General features: G+C 54.6%; 16 protein-coding genes. 9 read left to right on the top strand and 7 right to left on the bottom strand.

The features are described 5' to 3' along the window. Window positions 1-80: 80 nt before the first annotated feature. The 4 genes from xylR to xylF all read right to left on the bottom strand — a co-directional run bounded on the left by xylR (window position 81) and on the right by xylF (window position 5,117). Window positions 81-1,259, bottom strand: coding sequence for a D-xylose utilization transcriptional activator XylR (xylR, locus tag RT120_RS13345; protein ID WP_312983194.1), 1,179 nt, complete (start codon window positions 1,257-1,259; stop codon window positions 81-83). A gap of 96 nt (window positions 1,260-1,355) precedes the next feature. Beyond that, a complete protein-coding gene (xylH, locus tag RT120_RS13340) occupies window positions 1,356-2,537 on the bottom strand; it encodes a xylose ABC transporter permease XylH (RefSeq protein ID WP_312983193.1) in 1,182 nt (393 codons plus the stop codon). Next, window positions 2,515-4,056 (bottom strand): xylose ABC transporter ATP-binding protein, encoded by a 1,542-nt coding sequence (locus RT120_RS13335; protein ID WP_312983191.1) that lies wholly within the window; start codon window positions 4,054-4,056, stop codon window positions 2,515-2,517. Before RT120_RS13335 ends, xylH begins: the two co-directional genes overlap by 23 nt. A 68-nt stretch (window positions 4,057-4,124) precedes the next feature. Further along, window positions 4,125-5,117, bottom strand: a complete 993-nt coding sequence (gene xylF, locus RT120_RS13330; protein WP_312983190.1) for a D-xylose ABC transporter substrate-binding protein — start codon at window positions 5,115-5,117, stop codon at window positions 4,125-4,127. A 572-nt stretch (window positions 5,118-5,689) separates the two neighbouring features. On the opposite strand from xylF, the gene xylA reads away from it, so the two are divergent. The 4 genes from xylA to RT120_RS13310 all read left to right on the top strand — a co-directional run bounded on the left by xylA (window position 5,690) and on the right by RT120_RS13310 (window position 10,074). Then, entirely contained in the window at window positions 5,690-7,012 is a 1,323-nt protein-coding gene (gene xylA, locus RT120_RS13325) for a xylose isomerase (protein WP_312983188.1), read from the top strand. A gap of 43 nt (window positions 7,013-7,055) precedes the next feature. Beyond that, window positions 7,056-8,510, top strand: coding sequence for a xylulokinase (gene xylB / locus RT120_RS13320; RefSeq protein WP_312983187.1), 1,455 nt, complete (start codon window positions 7,056-7,058; stop codon window positions 8,508-8,510). A 107-nt stretch (window positions 8,511-8,617) separates the two neighbouring features. Further along, a complete protein-coding gene (locus tag RT120_RS13315) occupies window positions 8,618-9,160 on the top strand; it encodes an isochorismatase family protein (protein WP_312983186.1) in 543 nt (180 codons plus the stop codon). Continuing rightward, on the top strand, window positions 9,157-10,074 hold the full coding sequence (locus RT120_RS13310) for a GlxA family transcriptional regulator (protein WP_312983184.1): 918 nt from the start codon (window positions 9,157-9,159) through the stop codon (window positions 10,072-10,074). The genes RT120_RS13315 and RT120_RS13310 overlap by 4 nt, the downstream gene beginning before the upstream one ends. On the opposite strand, the gene RT120_RS13305 is transcribed toward RT120_RS13310, so the two are convergent. Further along, on the bottom strand, window positions 10,067-11,062 hold the full coding sequence (locus RT120_RS13305) for an acyltransferase (protein ID WP_312983182.1): 996 nt from the start codon (window positions 11,060-11,062) through the stop codon (window positions 10,067-10,069). The genes RT120_RS13310 and RT120_RS13305 overlap by 8 nt on opposite strands. A gap of 175 nt (window positions 11,063-11,237) precedes the next feature. On the opposite strand from RT120_RS13305, the gene RT120_RS13300 reads away from it, so the two are divergent. The 5 genes from RT120_RS13300 (at window position 11,238) to RT120_RS13280 (ending at window position 15,627) form a co-directional block, all read left to right on the top strand. Next, on the top strand, window positions 11,238-11,546 hold the full coding sequence (locus RT120_RS13300; RefSeq protein ID WP_312983180.1) for a YsaB family lipoprotein: 309 nt from the start codon (window positions 11,238-11,240) through the stop codon (window positions 11,544-11,546). 161 nt (window positions 11,547-11,707) lie between these two features. Then, entirely contained in the window at window positions 11,708-12,619 is a 912-nt protein-coding gene (gene glyQ / locus RT120_RS13295; protein ID WP_125292786.1) for a glycine--tRNA ligase subunit alpha, read from the top strand. 9 nt (window positions 12,620-12,628) lie between these two features. Next, the gene (gene glyS / locus RT120_RS13290) at window positions 12,629-14,698 is read left to right on the top strand and encodes a glycine--tRNA ligase subunit beta (protein WP_312983178.1); all 2,070 of its coding nucleotides are present in this window, start codon (window positions 12,629-12,631) and stop codon (window positions 14,696-14,698) included. Window positions 14,699-14,985: 287 nt separating this feature from the next. Further along, entirely contained in the window at window positions 14,986-15,144 is a 159-nt protein-coding gene (locus RT120_RS13285) for a Hok/Gef family protein (RefSeq protein ID WP_312983176.1), read from the top strand. A 324-nt stretch (window positions 15,145-15,468) separates the two neighbouring features. Continuing rightward, window positions 15,469-15,627, top strand: a complete 159-nt coding sequence (locus RT120_RS13280) for a Hok/Gef family protein (protein WP_312983175.1) — start codon at window positions 15,469-15,471, stop codon at window positions 15,625-15,627. Window positions 15,628-15,776: 149 nt separating this feature from the next. Here RT120_RS13280 and RT120_RS13275 read toward each other — a convergent pair whose 3' ends face one another. Both RT120_RS13275 and uca read right to left on the bottom strand, forming a co-directional pair. Then, window positions 15,777-16,067: an HTH-type transcriptional regulator gene (locus RT120_RS13275; RefSeq protein ID WP_312983173.1), complete on the bottom strand. Its 291-nt coding sequence runs from the start codon at window positions 16,065-16,067 to the stop codon at window positions 15,777-15,779. 273 nt (window positions 16,068-16,340) lie between these two features. Next, on the bottom strand, window positions 16,341-19,913 hold the full coding sequence (gene uca / locus RT120_RS13270) for an urea carboxylase (RefSeq protein WP_312983171.1): 3,573 nt from the start codon (window positions 19,911-19,913) through the stop codon (window positions 16,341-16,343). Window positions 19,914-19,977 lie beyond the last annotated feature (64 nt).

The following is a 19,977-nucleotide window of genomic DNA, read 5'->3' as shown; positions in this document are numbered from 1 at the left end:
GGCCACAGCGCTACGCGCTGCGGCCACCTTCAAAGCTTAACTGACAAGCATTAGGCTAATCAGGCCGGGTTTTTTATTGCCTAACGGGAAAACTCGCTATGGCGTTCACGATAATCTTTCGGCGTGGCATCGTACTCTTTTTTGAAAACCGAATAGAAATATTGCAGCGATGGATAGCCGCAGATTTGTGAAATCTCGTTGATGGAGAGCGAGGTGGAAATCAGCAGACTGCGCGCTTTATGAAGCTTCTCGGCGTGCAGCACGGCGTGAATGGTTTCGCCAACTTCTTCTTTAAACCGTTTTTCAAGATTAGATCGCGACATGCCAATAGCATCCAGCACCTGTTCAACTTTAATGCCCTTACAGGCGTGATTACGGATGTAATGCATCGCCTGAATCACGGCTGGATCGTGCAGAGAGCGGTAATCCGTGGACTGGCGTTCAACCACCTTGACCGGCGGCACCAGCAGGCGTTGCAGCGGCAGGGTTTCATTAGCTAGCAGGCGGTGAAGCAGTTTTGCCGCCTGATAACCCATCTGGCGTGTGCCTTGCGCCACCGACGACAGCGCGACCCGTGAAAGGTAGCGCGTCAGTTCTTCGTTATCGATACCAATCACGCAAATCTTTTCCGGCACCGGAATATGCAAATGCTCACAGACCTGCAAGACGTGGCGGGCGCGCGCATCGGTTACCGCAATAATGCCGGTTTGCGGCGGCAGGGTTTGCAGCCAGTCTGCCAGGCGATTTTGGGCGTGTTGCCAGTTATCCGGCGCGGTTTCCAGGCCCTGATACACCACGCCACGGTATTTTTCCTGGGCCACGAGCTGGCAGAACGCGTGTTCGCGTTCCGCCGCCCAGCGTTTACCGCTGGACGCAGGTAATCCGTAGAAGGCAAAGCGATGTACGCCTTTTTCTTTCAAATGCAGAAAGGCCTGTTCAACCAGGGCATAGTTATCGGTGGCGATGTAATGAACCGGAGGATAATGCTCCGCGCGATGATAGGAGCCGCCCACGCCGACGATTGGCACATTCACATCCGCCAACAGTAGCTCAATTTCCTTATCGTCAAAATCCGCGATGACGCCGTCACCTAACCACTCTTTAATGTTATCGATACGCGCCCGGAAATCCTCTTCAATAAAAATATCCCAGCTCGATTGGGTCGCCTGAAGATATTCTCCTACCCCCTCAACAACTTGCCGGTCATAGGCTTTATTAGCGTTAAACAGCAAAGTAATACGGTGACGTTTTTCAAACATGACGTAGCCCTGGCAGTTCTTCCCTTTCCTGAATAGCATAAATGACAAGATGCCGGAGTTTTTACGCTCCGGCATTGCGATCGGTTACGCAGTTTATTAGCCGCGTCGCTTGGTGGCGGAGTCCATCCAGACAGCCAGCAACAGAATTGCGCCTTTTACGATGTACTGCCAGAAGGTCGGCACGTCCATCATGCTCATGCCGTTATCCAGCGAGGCCATGATAAAGGCACCCATTACCGCCCCGGCAACGCTGCCAATCCCGCCCGCGAGACTGGTCCCGCCAATGACACAGGCGGCAATCGCGTCCAGCTCGGCAATGTTCCCGGCGGAAGGGGACCCTGCGCCGAGCCGCGAGCTTAATATCAACCCGGCTATGGCCACCATCAGGCCATTTATCGCAAACACCGCCAGCTTAGTGCGCTCGACGTTAATACCGGATAAGCGCGCCGCTTCGATATTGCCGCCGATAGCGTAAATCCGGCGTCCAAAGGCGGTACGCGTCGCCATAAACATTCCGCCCAGCAGCAAAAGCGCGAGGATTAACACCGGCGTCGGCACGCCGCGATAGTCGTTCAGCAACCAGATTGCGCCCAGGACGATCACCGCGATGAGCGCCTGTTTGCCTACCGTACCGCTGGCGGCATTAACGGGTAATCCTAAGGTCTGGCGGCGTACCCGACCACGCCATTGCCACGCCATAAACGCCATCAGTCCAAGCGTACCGACGACAAAACCAATGCCGTTAGACAAATAACTTTGGCCGATTTGCGACATGGCATTACTGGTCGGCGAAACGGTCGTCCCGTTGGTAATACCGATTAAGATGCCGCGAAACGCCAGCATTCCCGCAAGGGTGACGATAAATGACGGCACTTTGCGATAGGCGACCCACCAGCCGTTCCAGGTACCCAGCAACAGCCCAAGCGCCAGCGTGACCACCACCGTCAGCGGCAGCGGCCAACCCAGCCAGACGTCGAATATCGCCGCCGCGCCGCCCAGCAGCCCCATCATTGAGCCAACAGACAGGTCAATTTCCGCCGAAATAATCACGAACACCATGCCTACCGCCAGGATGCCGGTAATGGCGGTCTGACGCAGCAGGTTGGAGACGTTACGCGCGCTGAGATACGCGCCTTCGGTCATAAAGGTAAAAAACAGCATAATCACAATGATGGCGGCGATCATGACAAACACTTGTAAGTTAAGTGCTTTCAGGCCACCGGGTGTTTTCGCCAGCGGAGCAGCGAGTTTTATTTCAGACAGGTTGCTTTTCGACATGGGGTTCGCTCCTCAGGGCCGCTTCCATTACCTGCTCCTGGGTCAGGTTTTGGTTGATCAGATTGGCTTTCAGACGTCCTTCATGCATCACCAGTACCCGGTCGCTCAGGCCGAGAACCTCCGGTAATTCTGAAGAAATAACGATGACGGCGATGCCTTGTTGCACCAGCTGGTTAATCAGCTTGTAGATTTCATATTTGGCCCCGATATCGATGCCTCTGGTCGGTTCATCGAGGATCAGAATGCGTGGGTTAAGCAGCAGACAGCGCGCCAGAATGGCTTTTTGCTGGTTCCCGCCACTTAACCGGCCAATCGCCAGTTCCGGGGACGAGGTTTTCACTTTCAACCGGGCGATGGACTGCAAAATGCACTGCTGTTCCGCCGCATCATCCAGGGTACTCACTGGGCCGGTAAAATCGCTTAACGACGCTAAAGTGATATTTTTCCCTACCGCCATTACCGGCACGATGCCGTCTTTTTTGCGATCTTCCGGCACCATCGCGATGCCGTGGGCAATGGCCTGCTGGCAGTTTTTAATCGAAACCGGCGCGCCGTCGATAATAATCTGGCCTTCCCAACGCCCAGGCCAGACGCCGAATAAGCATTGCACCGCCTCGGTTCGTCCAGCGCCGACCAGGCCGGCAATACCGAGGATTTCCCCGCGCCGCAGACTGAACGAAATATCGTTCACGCGCTTAATGTGGCGATTGACCGGATGCCAGGCGGTGAGGTGCTCGACGCGCAAAATCTCGTCATGTACCTGATGCGGTTCGTTGGGGTAAAGCGAGGTTAACTCGCGGCCCACCATCATGGTGATAATGTCGCTTTCGCTCATCTGCTCTGCATCGCGGGTGCCGATATGCTGGCCGTCGCGGATCACGCAGATGGTGTTGGAGATGGCTTTCACTTCGTTCAGCTTGTGAGAAATATAAATACAGGCGATACCGTGGTTTTGCAGATCGCGAATGATATTCAGCAATACCGTGGTTTCCTGCTCGGTCAGCGACGCCGTCGGCTCATCGAGGATCAGTAACCGCACCTGTTTATTCAGCGCTTTAGCGATTTCTACCAGTTGCTGGTGGCCAAGGCCCAAATCACCCACGCGGGTATCGGGCGAAAGGTTCAGGTTCACCTGCGCCAGTAGCTTCTGGCAGCGCAGCGTCATCGCGTCATAATCCATCACGCCGTGGCGGGTGATCTCTGTGCCCAGAAAAATGTTTTCCAGGATGGTGAGGTGTTTAACCAGCGCCAGCTCCTGGTGAATAATCGCGATGCCTTTGCGCTCGGTATCGCGAATATGGCTCGCTTCGAGCTTTTCCCCGGCGAACCAGATCTCGCCGTCAAAACTGCCATGCGGATAAATGCCGCATAACACTTTCATTAACGTGGATTTCCCGGAGCCGTTTTCTCCGCACAGAGAAAGCACGTCGCCTGCGTTGACGTTCAGGCTGACGTTATCCACCGCTTTGACAACACCAAAAGCTTTGGTGATGTTTTTCATCTCAAGTAAGTAAGGCATGCCAACCCCGTTGTTCACGGTTGAATTCAGGCCGATAGCGCCCGCAAATGACTGCGGGCGCCCAGAGATTACAAATCGCTTTGCTTGTGGAAGCCGTCTTTGATGACAGTGGTTTCGATATTGGTTTTATCCACTTCGATAGGATTCAGCAGGCGGGCTGGCACATCTTTAAGCCCGTTATTCAGTTTCGCGTCAGATTTCGGCGTTTGCCCATTACCCAATTCCACGGCAATTTGCGCTGCGGTATTGGCGAGTTCGGTGATCGGCTTATACACCGTCATGGTCTGAGTACCGGCGATAATGCGTTTCACGCCAGCGAGGTCTGCATCCTGCCCGGAAATGGCGACTTTACCGGCCAGCCCCTGGGCGCTCAGCGCCTGGATTGCGCCGCCTGCGGTGGCATCATTAGAAGCGACAACGGCATCGATTTTGTTGTTGTTGGCCGTTAAGGCGTTTTCCATGATTTTCAGGGCGTTTTCAGGCAGCCAGCCGTCTACCCACTGATCGCCGACGATATGAATTTTGCCGTCATCGATAAAGGGTTTCAGCACTTTCATCTGCCCGGCGCGGAACAGTTTGGCGTTATTGTCCACTGGTGAACCGCCCATCAGGAAGTAATTACCCTGCGGCACTTTATCAACCAGCGTTTTAGCCTGTAATTCACCCACTTTTTCGTTATCAAAAGAAATATAGAAATCGATATCGGCGTTATTAATCATTCGGTCATACGCTAGTACTTTAATTCCTTCGCGTTTGGCTTCGGCCACCACGTTGCTTAATACCTGGCCGTTGTAAGGAATTATGACTAATACATCGACGCCGCGGTTTATCATGTTTTCAATCTGCGACATCTGGGTTTCTTCGTTACCATTTGCCGATTGTACAAAGACTTTTGCGCCCAGCGCCTCCGCTTTATTGACGAAAATATCGCGGTCTTTTTGCCAGCGTTCCAGACGAAGGTCGTCAATTGCCATGCCGATCTTCACTTCTTTGGCGATGCCGCTCATGCTGGTCAACAGCAACGAAGCGCACAGGGTGAGGGTAAGGTTCTTTATCTTCATAGTGTTAGTACCTGTTATATACCCGTCATACTTCAAGTAGCAGGTGCGTTGTCTGCGCTCACTCATCCCAGTCATGTACTTATGTACGTTCCTGGGATTCGCTCCCTTGCCGCGTGACTCAGCCTTCGGCTTTGCCCCTTCGGGGCCAGCGCAATCGCTGTTCAAAGCCCTTTAGGCTTTGTCCTGCAACTCGAATTATCTAGGGTATAGAGTGATAGTGGCGTATTACAACTCAGAGTAAAGAGACGTTCTTTTCAGTAAACGTTTAGAGTTTTGACCTGGAAGCGATAAACCTTCAATTACAGATTTTCGTCCCGGCATTACGTTTTTTTGTTTGTTTTCTGTTTTATGACCGCGATCGAATTTTAAATTTAACAAATAATACGGATTGCCTGGTTCTGGATAATTCCTCGCAGTTTTGCCATTTCTGTAAATATAGATTTTGTGACCGGTGGCGCGTTTGTGCATTATCTTAATGGAAGTGTGAAATAACGTAATTGAGTAACGGGCGGCTAATATCCAGGATTATTTTACACAGTGCTCGAACCCGCTCTCTGATTACGGAGTTAATTATGCAAAGTTATTTCGACCAGCTTGAACGTGTGAAATATGAAGGACCAGAGACGTCGAACCCTCTGGCGTTTCGTCATTACAACCCGGACCAAAAAGTGCTGGGTAAACGCATGGAAGATCATCTGCGGTTCGCCGCGTGCTACTGGCACACGTTCTGCTGGAATGGCGCGGATATGTTTGGCGTCGGCTCCTTTGACCGTCCCTGGCAGCAGCCGGGCGATGCGCTGGCGCTGGCGACCCGTAAAGCGGAGGTGGCGTTTGAGTTTTTCCATAAGCTGAATGTGCCGTATTACTGCTTCCACGATGTTGACGTCTCGCCGGAAGGGGCATCGCTTAAAGAGTATCTGAATAATTTCAGCCATATGGTCGATGTGCTTGAGCAGAAACAGCAGCAGTCAGGCGTGAAATTGCTGTGGGGCACCGCCAACTGCTTCACCAATCCGCGCTACGGCGCAGGCGCGGCAACCAGCCCGGACCCGGAAGTGTTTTCATGGGCGGCCACGCAGGTAGTCACGGCCATGAACGCCACGCACCGTCTGGGCGGCGAAAACTACGTGCTATGGGGTGGTCGCGAAGGGTACGAAACTCTGCTTAATACCGACTTACGTCAGGAGCGCGAGCAGATTGGCCGTTTCATGCAAATGGTGGTCGAGCATAAACACAAAATCGGCTTCCAGGGTACGCTGTTAATTGAGCCAAAACCGCAGGAGCCGACGAAACATCAGTACGATTACGATGTGGCGACGGTCTACGGCTTCTTGAAACAGTTTGGCCTGGAAAAAGAAATTAAGGTCAATATCGAAGCTAACCACGCCACGCTGGCCGGACACTCTTTCCACCATGAAATTGCCACGGCGATTGCGCTGGGCATATTCGGTTCCGTTGACGCCAACCGTGGCGACCCGCAGCTGGGCTGGGATACCGACCAGTTCCCGATCAGCGTGGAAGAGAACGCCCTGGTGATGTATGAAATCATCAAAGCAGGCGGGTTCACCACCGGCGGGCTGAACTTTGATGCCAAAGTGCGCCGTCAAAGTACTGATAAATACGATCTGTTCTATGGTCATATTGGCGCGATGGATACCATGGCGCTGGCGCTGAAAGTGGCCGCGCGCATGATCGAAGACGGCGAACTGGATAGCCGCGTTGCCAAACGCTATGCCGGCTGGAATGGTGAACTGGGCCAGCAAATCCTGAAAGGACAGCTCTCGCTGGAGCAATTAGCGAAGTACGCTGAGCAGCAGAATCTGGCACCGCGCCATCAGAGTGGGCATCAGGAGCTGTTAGAAAATCTGGTTAACCATTATCTGTTCGATCGTTAAAACCCTGCGCCACAACGGTGGCGCTGATTAAGGAGTTGCCGCCATGTATATCGGGATTGATTTGGGTACCTCGGGCGTGAAGGTCATTTTGCTGGGCGAGGAGGGCGAACTGCTGGCGACGCATTCTGAACCGCTGACGGTATCGCGCCCTCATCCGCTGTGGTCAGAGCAGGATCCCGAGTCATGGTGGCAAGCAACTGACAAGGCGATGCAGGCGCTGGGCGCACAGCACAGTCTGCATGACGTAAAAGCGCTGGGCATTGCTGGGCAGATGCATGGCGCAACGCTGCTGGATAAACAGCAGCGGGTGCTGCGCCCGGCCATTTTGTGGAACGATGGCCGCTGCGGCGAAGAGTGCCAACTGCTTGAGTCCCGGGTCGCTGATTCCCGGTCCATTACCGGTAACCTGATGATGCCGGGCTTTACCGCGCCCAAGCTGCTATGGGTGCAGCGCCATGAGCCTGCGGTGTTTGAACAGGTCGATAAGGTTTTATTACCTAAAGATTATTTGCGTTTACGGATGACCGGCGAGTTTGCCGGCGATATGTCTGATGCGGCGGGAACGATGTGGCTGGACGTTGGCAAGCGCGACTGGAGTGAGGTGATGCTTGAGGCGTGCGGGTTAACGCGTCAGCACATGCCTGCACTGTTTGAAGGCAGTGAAGTCACGGGAACGTTAACGGCGGATATCGCCAGCCGCTGGAATATGCCTGTTGTGCCGGTCGTTGCAGGCGGCGGTGATAATGCCGCAGGCGCGGTTGGCGTGGGCATCGCCGATGCCGGGCAGGCAATGCTTTCTTTAGGAACGTCAGGTGTTTACTTTGCGGTTAGCGATGGCTTTTTATCGAAACCGGAAAGCGCCGTTCACAGTTTTTGCCATGCATTACCCAAACGCTGGCATCTGATGTCCGTCATGCTGAGCGCCGCTTCCTGCCTGGACTGGGCGGCGAAACTTACCGGTTTGGGCAGTGTCCCGGCGTTAATTGACGCAGCAAAACAGGCTAACGTCGATGCGGGCCCGGTGTGGTTTCTTCCCTATCTTTCCGGCGAGCGGACGCCCCATAACAACCCGAACGCCAAAGGCGTGTTTTTTGGCATGACCCATCAGCACGGCCCGGCGGAACTGGCGCAGGCCGTGCTTGAAGGGGTGGGCTATGCGCTGGCTGATGGGATGGACGTCGTACACAGCTGCGGATTGCAGCCAAAGAGCATCACGCTGATCGGCGGCGGGGCGCGCAGCGAATACTGGCGGCAAATGCTGGCGGATATCAGCGGGCAAACGCTCGATTACCGCACCGGCGGCGATGTCGGCCCGGCGTTGGGCGCGGCGCGGCTGGCGCAGATTGCGCTTTCGCCTGGGCGTCCGCTGCAGGATTTACTGCCGCCGTTGCATCTGGAGCAGCAGCATCAACCTGACGATGCTAACGTCAAACGCTATAGCGAAAGACGTGAGACATTCCGGCAGATTTATCAGCAGCTAGCGCCGTTGATGAAGTAACGACGCGAGTCGTCCTGGTTTTACCTTTCTTTGTCCGTTTTTGGTATTACCCGCTTTCAGACGCCTTGCCAGAATGGGGTTACACCCACTGAGCGAGGCGTCCTGAAATGTCACATTCCGCATTGATTAACATCGATACCCAGGTTTCTTTTTTTCATCGCGATTACTGGGAAGATATCGACTTCCCGGATTTCCAGTTGGCGATTTCACAACTGATTGCCGGTTGCCAAAAGCTGGATATTCCGATGGTGGACATATTCCATGTTGCCGACCAGGGGCCGTTTTCGCTGGAGTCCGGCTATGTGAAGCCGATGCCTTTTCTGACGCATCAGGCAGATGTCACTTTTCATAAGCATGTTCATAACGCGTTTACCGACACCGGGCTGGACCACTGGTTACGCGTCCGGGGAATCAACCATCTGATTATTTGTGGGATTCGTACCGAGCAGTGCTGCGAAACCACAGCACGCGTGGCGTCTGACCTGGGGTATCGGGTAAGTTTTGTTTCTGAGGCAATGCTGACCTTTGCGATGCGCTATAAAGACATTACTCTGGATAGCCAAACCCTGCGCCATCGTACTGAAATGGTGCTGGAAGGCCGCTTCGCCACGGTGCAAACGGTCTCTGAATGCCTGGAGTCACTGAGATGAAAACAGATGTCTGGTTTTTGGTGTTGCCCGGTACGCTGGCGCTGGACATGATCGGGCCTGCGGAAACGCTGGGCCTGGCACGTGATGCGTTCAACCTGCACTACATTGGGCCACAACCAGAAGTCAGCACCTCGGTCGGGTTGACCATGGGCGGCATAGGCCCGCTTCCTGACAGTTTGCCGAAAGGGAGCCTGCTGGTGCTTTCCGGCGTCAGCGACTCTGCGCGCTATTTCGATACGCCGCAGGCGGTGGAGGCGCGCCGCTGGCTGGGCCGCCAGCTCGCCGCCATTCAGCGTGAAGATTTACAGCTGGTTTGCGTCTGCTCCGGTTCGCTGTTGGCGGCACGTTCCGGCCTGCTGCATGGCGTGGAATGCACTACTCATCACGATGTGATCTCGCGGCTTAAGTCTGCCGAACCGAGCGCTATCGTGCGTGAAGGGCGGATTTTTGTCGAAGATCGCGGTATCTGGACCAGCGCGGGCATCACGTCCGGCATTGATTTATCCCTGCATCTGATTAACCGACTGCATGGCCCGCAACTGGCGTTAGACGTGGCCCGTGAAATGGTGGTGTGGTTTCGCCGTTCGGGTGAGGACCCGCAGCTATCGCCCTGGCTGCGCTACCGTAATCATATGCATCCGGCGGTACATAAAGCCCAGGATTTGCTGTCGGGCTCACCGGAATCTGAATGGCGGCTGCCGGATATCGCCGCGCGGGTGTTTGTCAGCCCGCGCCACCTGTCGCGCTTATTCCAGCAGCATCTGGGCATTAGCGTGCGCGATTATCTGGAGCAGCTTCGCCTGGCGCAGGCTGAACAACGCCTGCTGCAAGGGCAGGGCGTTGAACAGGCTTCCCATGCGGCAGGATTTTCATCGCCGCGCCAGCTGTATCGCGCCCGGCAGCGCGCTAGCTGACCAACCTGCGCGTATCAATCCGCTGCAACAGCATAGAAAGTATCAGCGAACCCACCAGCGTGGCGCTAAAGATCCAGATGATATCCAGCACCGGCCAGTGTGTGATTTCAATATGACGCGTGCGCAGCGCATGAATAAAAAGAGCATGGAAGCCGTAAATGCCGAGCGAGTAGCGAGATATTAATGCCAGTCCGGGCAATGGACGGGCATTAAGGGTATTTTTCACCACCACAAACAGACTCAATGCGGCGATGAAAACCAGCGGCCCACAGTAGAGATAAAAGGTGTCGCTAAAGTTACCTTCACGCGCCAGTTCCGAATGTGTTCCCAGGCTGATTAACGTGACGCAGGCGATAAACAGCAGTGCGGCAATAACGGTATAGCGGCGATCCTGCGTTTCCAGCATGCCGATGGCGCGGCCTAATAATCCATACAGCACGTAATAAAACGTATCGCCGTTGATATACAAGTTTACCGGTAGCCATTTTACGCCGTGAAAACTCTGCGGCACTGTATTCGGGTTGGCGATCACGCCTGCCACCAACAGCAGCCCAAAAATTACCGGCAGCCCGACTTTTTTCACTGCAATCAACGGTGACAGCAGGTAAATAACGATAATCGCGAAGAAGAACCACAGGTGATAAAACACCGGTTTTTGAAACAGATTGATTAACGATAAACGCGGGCTGATTGAGGTAAACAGCGCGATATAGAGAAACGCCACGGTGCTATAAAACAGCAGACACAACCCGATGCGTAAAAAGTGGCGTCGTTCGGCGCTGCGCTCACCAAAAAACAGGTAGCCTGAAATCATAAAAAACAGCGGAACGCTGACGCGTGAGGCGGAATTCAGAACGTTGGAAAAATTCCAGCTAAAAGGCGTCACAACGTCGGCGTTAGTAATGTACCAGGTCGTGGTGTGGATCATAATCACCATCAAACAGGCGATGCCGCGCAAATTATCTATCCAGTTTATCTTTTGCTGCATTTTCTCCCCGGCTCACACTTTGCTATTCCGCTAGTGTCGGTCTAATAATTATTCACTGTACCTCGGATCAGTCCGAGTTTGTTTCCTGCGGCTTGCGACGTGCCGCGTGGGCCAGCCACAATGCATTCTGACCTGAATGCGCGGATAAACCCTTACTCACTGGTAGCAAAGTATAATGACTACGACACCCATACGCTTTTCTATGCTTGCCGCCGTCATCCTCCTCGCCGGTTGCGCCAGCCAGGAAACGCAGCCGCAGCACGCCCAAAAAGCAAAGGTTACGCCGATGCACTCGCTGGCGATGGAAAACCAGTGCCGGGAAAACGCTGCTCATCGCTATAACCTTTCCAGCCAGAATATCCGCATTACGGATTTCGACGCTTTTCAGGGAAGTTACGAAATGCAGGGCAGTACCGCACGCCAGGAAGGGTTTACCTGCGCATTCGATATGAATGGGCAGTTTTTACATCTGTCGATGCGTTAAATCCCCGAAAGGCGGTTAATAATCCTGGTAAATCGCCGCAAATCCATCCTGAAGCCCGATTTGACGCCCCGTTCCGTTGCCCCTGTGATGCAACGCTGAGCCTTTTGAGTATATACTGGTCGCTTCCACTTAAACCCACTCGTATCGCGTGCGAAATCAACATGCAAAAGTTTGATACCAAGACCTTTCAGGGCTTGATCCTGACCTTACAGGATTACTGGGCCCGCCAGGGCTGCACCATCGTTCAACCGCTGGATATGGAAGTCGGTGCCGGCACCTCACATCCAATGACCTGTCTGCGTGCGCTTGGGCCTGAGCCCATCGCGGCCGCTTACGTGCAGCCTTCCCGCCGCCCGACCGATGGTCGTTACGGCGAAAACCCGAACCGCTTACAGCATTACTATCAGTTCCAGGTGATCATCAAACCCTCGCCGGACAATATTCAGGAACTGTACCTGGGATCGCTGAAAGAGCTGGGTATGGACCCAACGATTCATGATATTCGCTTCGTGGAAGATAACTGGGAAAACCCAACGCTGGGTGCCTGGGGCCTCGGCTGGGAAGTGTGGCTGAACGGTATGGAAGTCACTCAGTTTACCTACTTCCAGCAGGTTGGCGGTCTGGAATGTAAGCCGGTGACCGGTGAAATCACTTACGGTCTTGAGCGTCTCGCCATGTATATCCAGGGCGTGGACAGTGTCTATGACCTGGTGTGGAGCGACGGTCCGCTGGGTAAAACCACCTACGGCGACGTGTTCCATCAAAACGAAGTGGAACAATCGACCTATAACTTCGAATACGCGGACGTGGATTTCCTCTTCACCTGCTTCGAGCAGTATGAGAAAGAGGCCCAGCAGCTTCTGGCGCTGGAAAACCCGCTGCCGCTGCCAGCCTATGAACGTATTCTGAAAGCCGCACACAGCTTCAACCTGCTGGATGCCCGTAAGGCCATCTCGGTAACCGAGCGTCAGCGCTATATTCTGCGCATTCGCACGCTGACCAAAGCTGTGGCGGAAGCCTACTACGCTTCCCGTGAAGCGCTGGGCTTCCCGATGTGTAACAGAAACAAATAAGAGGCTGCCATGTCTGAAAAAACTTTTCTGGTGGAGATCGGCACTGAAGAGCTGCCACCAAAAGCCCTGCGCAGCCTGGCGGAATCCTTCGCTGCGAATGTTACTGCTGAACTCGATGCGGCTAATATCGCCCACGGCGACGTTAAGTGGTTCGCTGCGCCGCGTCGTCTGGCATTGAAAATTGCTAACCTGGCGGAGTCTCAGCCGGATCGCGAAGTTGAAAAACGTGGCCCGGCCATCGCCCAGGCCTTTGATGCCGAAGGCAAACCGAGCAAAGCGGCGGAGGGTTGGGCGCGCGGCTGCGGTATTACCGTCGATCAGGCCGAGCGTTTAACCACGGATAAAGGCGAATGGCTGCTGTACCGCGCCCATGTCAAAGGCGAAAGCGTTGAAGCGCTGCTGCCCGGCATGATCAGCGTCGCGCTGGCAAAATTGCCGATTCCAAAACTGATGCGTTGGGGCGCTTCAGACGTTCATTTTGTGCGTCCGGTGCATACCGTTACGCTGCTGCTTGATGACAAACTGATCCCGGCAAATATCCTGGGTATTCAGTCCGATCGCGTGATCCGTGGCCACCGCTTTATGGGTGAGCCAGAATTCACCATTGAACGCGCTGACCAGTACCCGGAAATCCTGCTGGAGCGCGGTAAAGTCATCGCTGATTACGAACAGCGCAAAGCCAGAATCAAGGCCGACGCGGAAGATGCGGCGCGCAAAATTGGCGGCAATGCCGATCTGAGCGAAAGCCTGCTGGAAGAAGTCACCTCGCTGGTGGAATGGCCGGTGGTGCTGACCGCCAAATTTGAAGAGAAATTTCTGGCGGTACCGGCAGAAGCGCTGGTTTACACCATGAAAGGCGACCAGAAGTACTTCCCGGTGTACGACAATAACGGGAAACTGCTGCCTAACTTCATCTTTGTGGCGAATATCGAATCCAAAGATCCGCAGCAGATCATTTCCGGTAACGAGAAGGTGGTGCGCCCGCGTCTGGCGGATGCGGAGTTCTTCTTTAATACCGATCGTAAAAAACGTCTTGAAGACCATCTGCCGCGTCTGGAAACCGTGTTATTCCAGCAGCAGTTGGGCACGCTGCGCGATAAAACCGACCGTATCCAGGCGCTTGCCGGTTGGATTGCCGGGCAGATCGGCGCGGATGTGAATCATGCAACGCGTGCGGGCTTGCTGTCAAAATGCGACCTGATGACCAACATGGTGTTCGAGTTTACCGACACCCAGGGCGTGATGGGGATGCACTATGCCCGTCATGACGGCGAAGCGGAAGACGTTGCCGTGGCGCTGAACGAGCAGTACCAGCCGCGTTTCGCGGGCGACGACCTGCCGTCTAACCCGGTGGCCTGTGCGGTGGCGATTGCCGACAAGATGGATACCCTGGCGGGTATTTTCGGCATTGGCCAGCATCCGAAAGGCGATAAAGACCCGTTTGCGCTGCGCCGTGCCGCGCTCGGTGTGCTGCGCATTATTGTTGAGAAAAACCTGCCGCTCGATCTGCAAACCCTGACCGAAGAAGCGGTGCGTTTGTATGGCAGCAAGCTGTCCAACGCTAACGTGGTAGATGATGTCATCGACTTTATGCTGGGCCGTTTCCGCGCCTGGTATCAGGAAGAAGGCCACAGCGTGGATACCATCCAGGCGGTGTTGGCACGTCGCCCGACCAAACCGGCGGATTTCGATGCCCGCATGAAGGCGGTATCACATTTCCGTACCCTGGAAGCGGCTTCAGCGCTGGCGGCAGCCAACAAGCGCGTATCGAATATTCTGGCTAAATCCACCGAAACGCTGCATGACCATGTGCGCGCTTCAGTCTTAAAAGAGCCGGAAGAACTCGAACTGGCGCGTCAGTTAGTTATCCTGCGCGACAAGCTGGAACCTGCCTTTGCGAAGGGCGAATACCAGCAGGCGCTGGTTGAACTGGCCGCCCTGCGCGCGCCGGTCGATGCGTTCTTCGATAAAGTAATGGTGATGGCAGAGGATCAGGAACTGCGCGTTAACCGCCTGACGCTGTTGTCTAAGCTGCGCGAGTTGTTCCTGCAGGTAGCGGATATTTCACTGCTGCAGTAACGGTTGCTGTAATAAATAAAAACCCGCTATTGATGGCGGGTTTTTATTTTTGACGTTATCTTAAAAGAAGTGCATTTATTAAAAATAGCCGTTCTGTTAATGGTTCTGCTAATTATACGCAAGAGAAACATCAGTATTATCACTATCGGGTGCTCAAGGCTATTTAGCCGGAGCATGACGCAATGGTTAGGTAGACAAAAGCCCCGTAATTAAATCCATTTAATTAACGGGGCCACAATCACAACCAAACAGTATGATTGTAGCCCCTTCCAACGAAGGAGGCAATTATGCCTGTAAAGCATAAATACACATTTTTAAGTGTATTAGTCATATGTGTAACCCTTCTCTGTTTTATCTGGATAGTGCAGGATCGCCTTTGTGAATTCAGCATTAAACAGCAAAACAGTGAATTACGGGCAGTGCTTGCCTGCGAAGCAGGGAGGTAAAGCAATGCGGGGGAGAAATCTCCCGCATTTCAGTCAACTGGTGGGTTGGGCCTGAAGGCACCCAAACTTATTCCTGAACATCCTTTCAGCTATTATCTGAAAACTATTTTATTTATCTAAAACACCGGCGTTATTAACGGTTCCGTTAATTATCTGCGATATAAAAATCATTACTATAACGCTCGGGTGCTCAAGGCTATTTAGCTGGAGCATGACGCAATGGTTAGGTAGACGAAAGCCCCGTCATTAAATCCATTTAATTAACGGGGCCGCAATCCCACCTAGACAGTTGGATTGTAGCCCCTTCAACCGAAGGAGGCAATTATGCCTGTAAAGTATAAATACACATTTCTTTGTGTATTAGTCGCATGCGTAACGCTGCTTTGTTTTATCTGGATGGTGAAAGATCGTTTATGTGAATTCACGCTTAAAGAACAAAACAGCGAATTACGGGCGGTCCTTGCTTACGAAGCAGGGAGGTAATTGCGATGCGGGGGAGTGATCTCCCGCATTTCAGTCAACTGGAAAGATGGGGCCTGAAGGCACCCGCGCTTACCCTTAAAACACACAACCCCCGTCTTATACGGGGGTTGTCACGACCAGGAAAACCTAAAGGATACAGAGCAATAAAATTATTCCATCAACTGCTTACTGAGCATCGGGTTCGCCTGAATCAGGCGCATCAGCTTCAGTTCGGTGCTGGAGGGTTTTACGCGTTTTGATTCCCATTCATGCACCATGGCAACACTCACGCCCATCACCCGGGCCAGGTCATCAATTTTCAAACCGGTACTCTTTCGCAGTTGCTCAAACTCGGAAAAAGCAGACGGTTTATGGGTCAGGGTCACTTTTTGTGAATCATCTTTAAAAACAATCTGCTCAAGGCTGCTGAGCAACTCAACCATTGGATCTTTATATTCCATTGAGAACTCCTCATAAATCACACTGCGGGATCGTGAACGCTAAGAAGCACATTAAGAATAGTCCCTAAATACAATCAGGGATGGTTGCGTTGGTGATTAATCGCGCGATTAGATTTTTTTAAGCGGTAAATTGCGGCAGTTTCCAGGGTAACCTGCTCATAAATAACAGCAATTAAGTTTAAGAAAATTTATATCTTTAGGTAGAAATAATGGGTATATCCTCTCCGGGGTCTCGATCAAGCCTGCCGGGAGGATCACCGACAGGCTCGGCGCTTACGCAGCGCGTTCAATCACCATTAATAATTGCCCCGCCTGCACCTGATTTCCCTGCTGGCGCTGGAAAGTGCGGATCGTTCCGGCAACCGGCGCGGTAATCGGGATCTCCATTTTCATGGATTCGAGAATTCCGATCAATTGACCTTCCGCAACCTGTTCTCCCGGTTTCACCAGCCATTGCCACACGCTGCCTGCTACCAGGCTTTCGACGCCGCAACAGCTTTCAGGAATAGCCTCATCGCTGTCATTCTGCGATTCCAGTTCACTTTCAAAAGTGAACTGGCCATCAGCACGCCAGCGGGCCAGTTCCTCATCAAAGGCTTTCTGGCGCTTATCCTGGAAAGCGGCAATATCTGCTGCGTCCTGCTCCAGCATCTGTCGCCAGTCGCTCAGGCTGAACTCGCCCTGTTCGATACGCAAGGGATGGTCGCCCCACGGGAAGCGCTCGCGCAGTGTTATTAATTCCTCATGGCTGACCGGATAAAAGCGGATCTGGTCGAAAAAGCGCAGCAGCCACGGCTGGGTAAAGGCGTCCGTTCTACGGTCGCGATTCCACATCTGAAGGGTACGCCCCACAAACTGATAGCCGCCGGGCCCTTCCATTCCATAGACGCATAAATAGGCACCCCCGATGCCTACCGAGTTTTCCGCCGTCCAGGTTCGCGCCGGGTTGTATTTGGTGGTCACCAGTCGATGGCGCGGATCGATGGGCGTGGCGACTGGCGCGCCAAGATACACATCACCTAAACCCATCACCAGGTACGAGGCGTCAAACACAATCTCTTTAACCTGCTCGACGCTATCCAGCCCGTTGATTCGGCGGATAAATTCGATATTACTCGGGCACCACGGCGCACCGGGACGTACCGATTGGGTGTAGCGAGTAATCGCCTCGCGGCAGGCGGCGTCGTCCCAGCTGAGCGGCAGCCAGACGGTGCGCGACGGCACGCTGGCGTTACGCAGATCCCGCAACTGGAGATCGGCATCCCTGATAAGTGCGATCAATGTATCGCGCGGGCATTGCATCGGATCGAAATGGATCTGTAAGGAGCGGATCCCCGGCGTCATCTCCAGTCTTCCGGCGATCGCCATCGCGTCGATCTGTTGCATCAGCGCATGCACCCGAAAGCGTAGGGCGATATCCAGGCGCTGCTCGCCATATTCCACCAGCAGAAAACGGTCGCCTGCCGCCCGAACGGTTATCGCAGGCATACCGTTACGGGCATCATCGCGCCATAAAATTGGCGATGGCAGGGCATCGAGCGCAACGTCACCCGATGCGCTGGCGGTTTGCTGGGTGCTGTCAGCCTCTTCCAGCGTGACCGGCGCGAACGAAATCGTATCCCCCGCTTTTAACTGGCCCAGCTTCCACAAATCCTGATGAATGACCGTGGCCGGGCAGACAAAACCGCCCAGCGACGGGCCATCCGGACCCAGGATAACCGGCATATCGCCGGTAAAATCCACCGTGCCGAAGGCGTAGGCGTTATCGTGGATGTTGGATGGATGCATTCCCGCCTCGCCGCCGTCCGGGCGCGCCCAGGTGGGTTTTGGGCCTATCAGACGGATGCCGGTGCGGCTGGAGTTGTAATGCACCTGCCAGCGGGCCGCAAAAAATTCTGCTATATCCTTGTCGGTAAAGAATTCCGGCGCACCATGCGGGCCGTAAATTACTCGCAACTGCCAGTGGCTGGAGATAATCGGCCAGGCATCGGCGGGCAGCGTGGCGTCAGGGCGGATTTCCGGTGCGGCGAGGTGAATAACATCGCCCGCGCGCAGCGCCCGTCCGGCATGGCCGCCGAATTTCCCCAGCGTAAAGGTACTGCGGCTGCCCAGATAATGCGGGCAATCCAGCCCACCGGCAATCAGCAGATAGCTGCGACAGCCTGCGCCCTGTACCGCGCCGAGTTTGAGGGTCTGGCCTGCCAGAACGCTAATCACCTGGCGCATGGCGATGGGCGCATCGTCAAGCGTGGCGTCAATATCCGCGCCGGTCAGCGCGATAGAGCAATCCTGGTTAACGCGCAGCATCGGCCCGCGCAGGGTGATTTCCAGTCCGGCGGCGTCGCGTGGGTTCTGCAACAACTGATTGCCCCGCTCAAACGCCAGGCTGTCGAACGGGCCGGAGGGCGGAACACCAACGTCCCAGTAGCCCACGCGCCCCGGTAAATCCTGAATCGTGGTCATCGTGCCGCCGCTCAGCACATCCAGGGTGGCGGGTTGCCAGCAGACTTCGCCTAAGGTGGCGGTAATCACCTTGCCTTGCTGAACCTGTGGCAGGGTCAGCAAATGGCGCAGCCACTTCAGGTTGGTTTCGATGCCGTAAAGCCGGGTGTGATCCAGCGCGCTTTGCAGCGCTGCTAACGCCTGTGTACGGCTATCGGCATGGACGATGACTTTCGCCAGCATCGGATCGTAAATCGCCGAGACCTCGCAGCCGCCGGAAATCCAGCTATCGATGCGCAGTTGCGCCGATTCCACCCGTTCCGGGAAAATCACTTCGCTGAGCAATCCGGCCACCGGCTGGAAATTTTTCGCCGGATCCTCGGCATACAGACGCACCTGAATAGCGTGGCCCTGCGGCGTAGTCGCTAAAGAAGCCAGCGCAGGCAGCGTTTGTGCGCCTAACTCGACCATCCAACGGACAATATCCACGCCGTAGACCATCTCGGTGACGCCGTGCTCCACCTGCAAGCGGGTATTCACTTCCAGAAACCAGAACTGCTCAGACACATCGTCGTAGACGTATTCCACGGTGCCGGCGCTGCGATAATTTACCGCCTGGCACAGGCGGATCGCGGTGTCGTGCAGTGCACGACGGTTGACGTCAGAGAGGCGCGGCGCTGGGGTTTCTTCAATGACTTTCTGATTACGCCGCTGGGCCGAGCAGTCGCGTTCGCCCAGCGCGATAACGTTGCCGCTGCCGTCGCCGAAGACCTGAACTTCGATATGCCGCGCCCGGGCGATAAATTTCTCTAAAAAAACGCCATCGTCGGCGAAATTGTTGCCTGCCAGACGTTTGACGCGGGTAAAAGCCTCGTTGAGCGCCGCCGCATCGTTGCAGCGCTGCATCCCTATGCCGCCACCGCCCGCCGTACTTTTCAGCATCACCGGATAACCGATTTTCTCTGCCGCTTCCTGCGCGGCTTCCGGCGTGGTCAGCAGGCTGCTGCCGGGTAATAGCGGCACCTGGTTTTGCTCCGCCAGCTCACGGGCCCGGTGCTTCAGGCCAAAGGCCGCCATTTGTTCGGTCGTCGGGCCGAGAAACACCACGCCTTCACGCTCGCAGCGCTCAACAAAGCTGGCGTTTTCGCTTAAAAATCCGTAACCCGGATGCACCGCCTGTGCGCCGTTTTCGTGCATGATGGCGAACAATTTGTCCTGATTGAGATAGGTTTCCCGGACGTTGCCGTCACCCAGCGACACGGCAACATCCGCCTGGCGAACGTGCTCGGCGTGTTTATCCGCTTCGGCATACACGGCAATGGCGGTGATGCCCATTTGCTTCAGGGTGCGGATGATGCGCACCGCAATCGCGCCACGGTTGGCGATAAGAATTCGAGTTAACATAACCGGCTCTCCGGCGGGCAGGTCGTCCTGCGTTATTGATAGCGCTGAGTTGCGGGCCGTCCCG

Origin of the sequence: Atlantibacter sp. (assembly GCF_032062175.1) — a bacterium.
In the GTDB taxonomy this organism is placed as follows: domain Bacteria; phylum Pseudomonadota; class Gammaproteobacteria; order Enterobacterales; family Enterobacteriaceae; genus Atlantibacter.
This window is presented reverse-complemented; position numbering and strand designations above follow the sequence as displayed.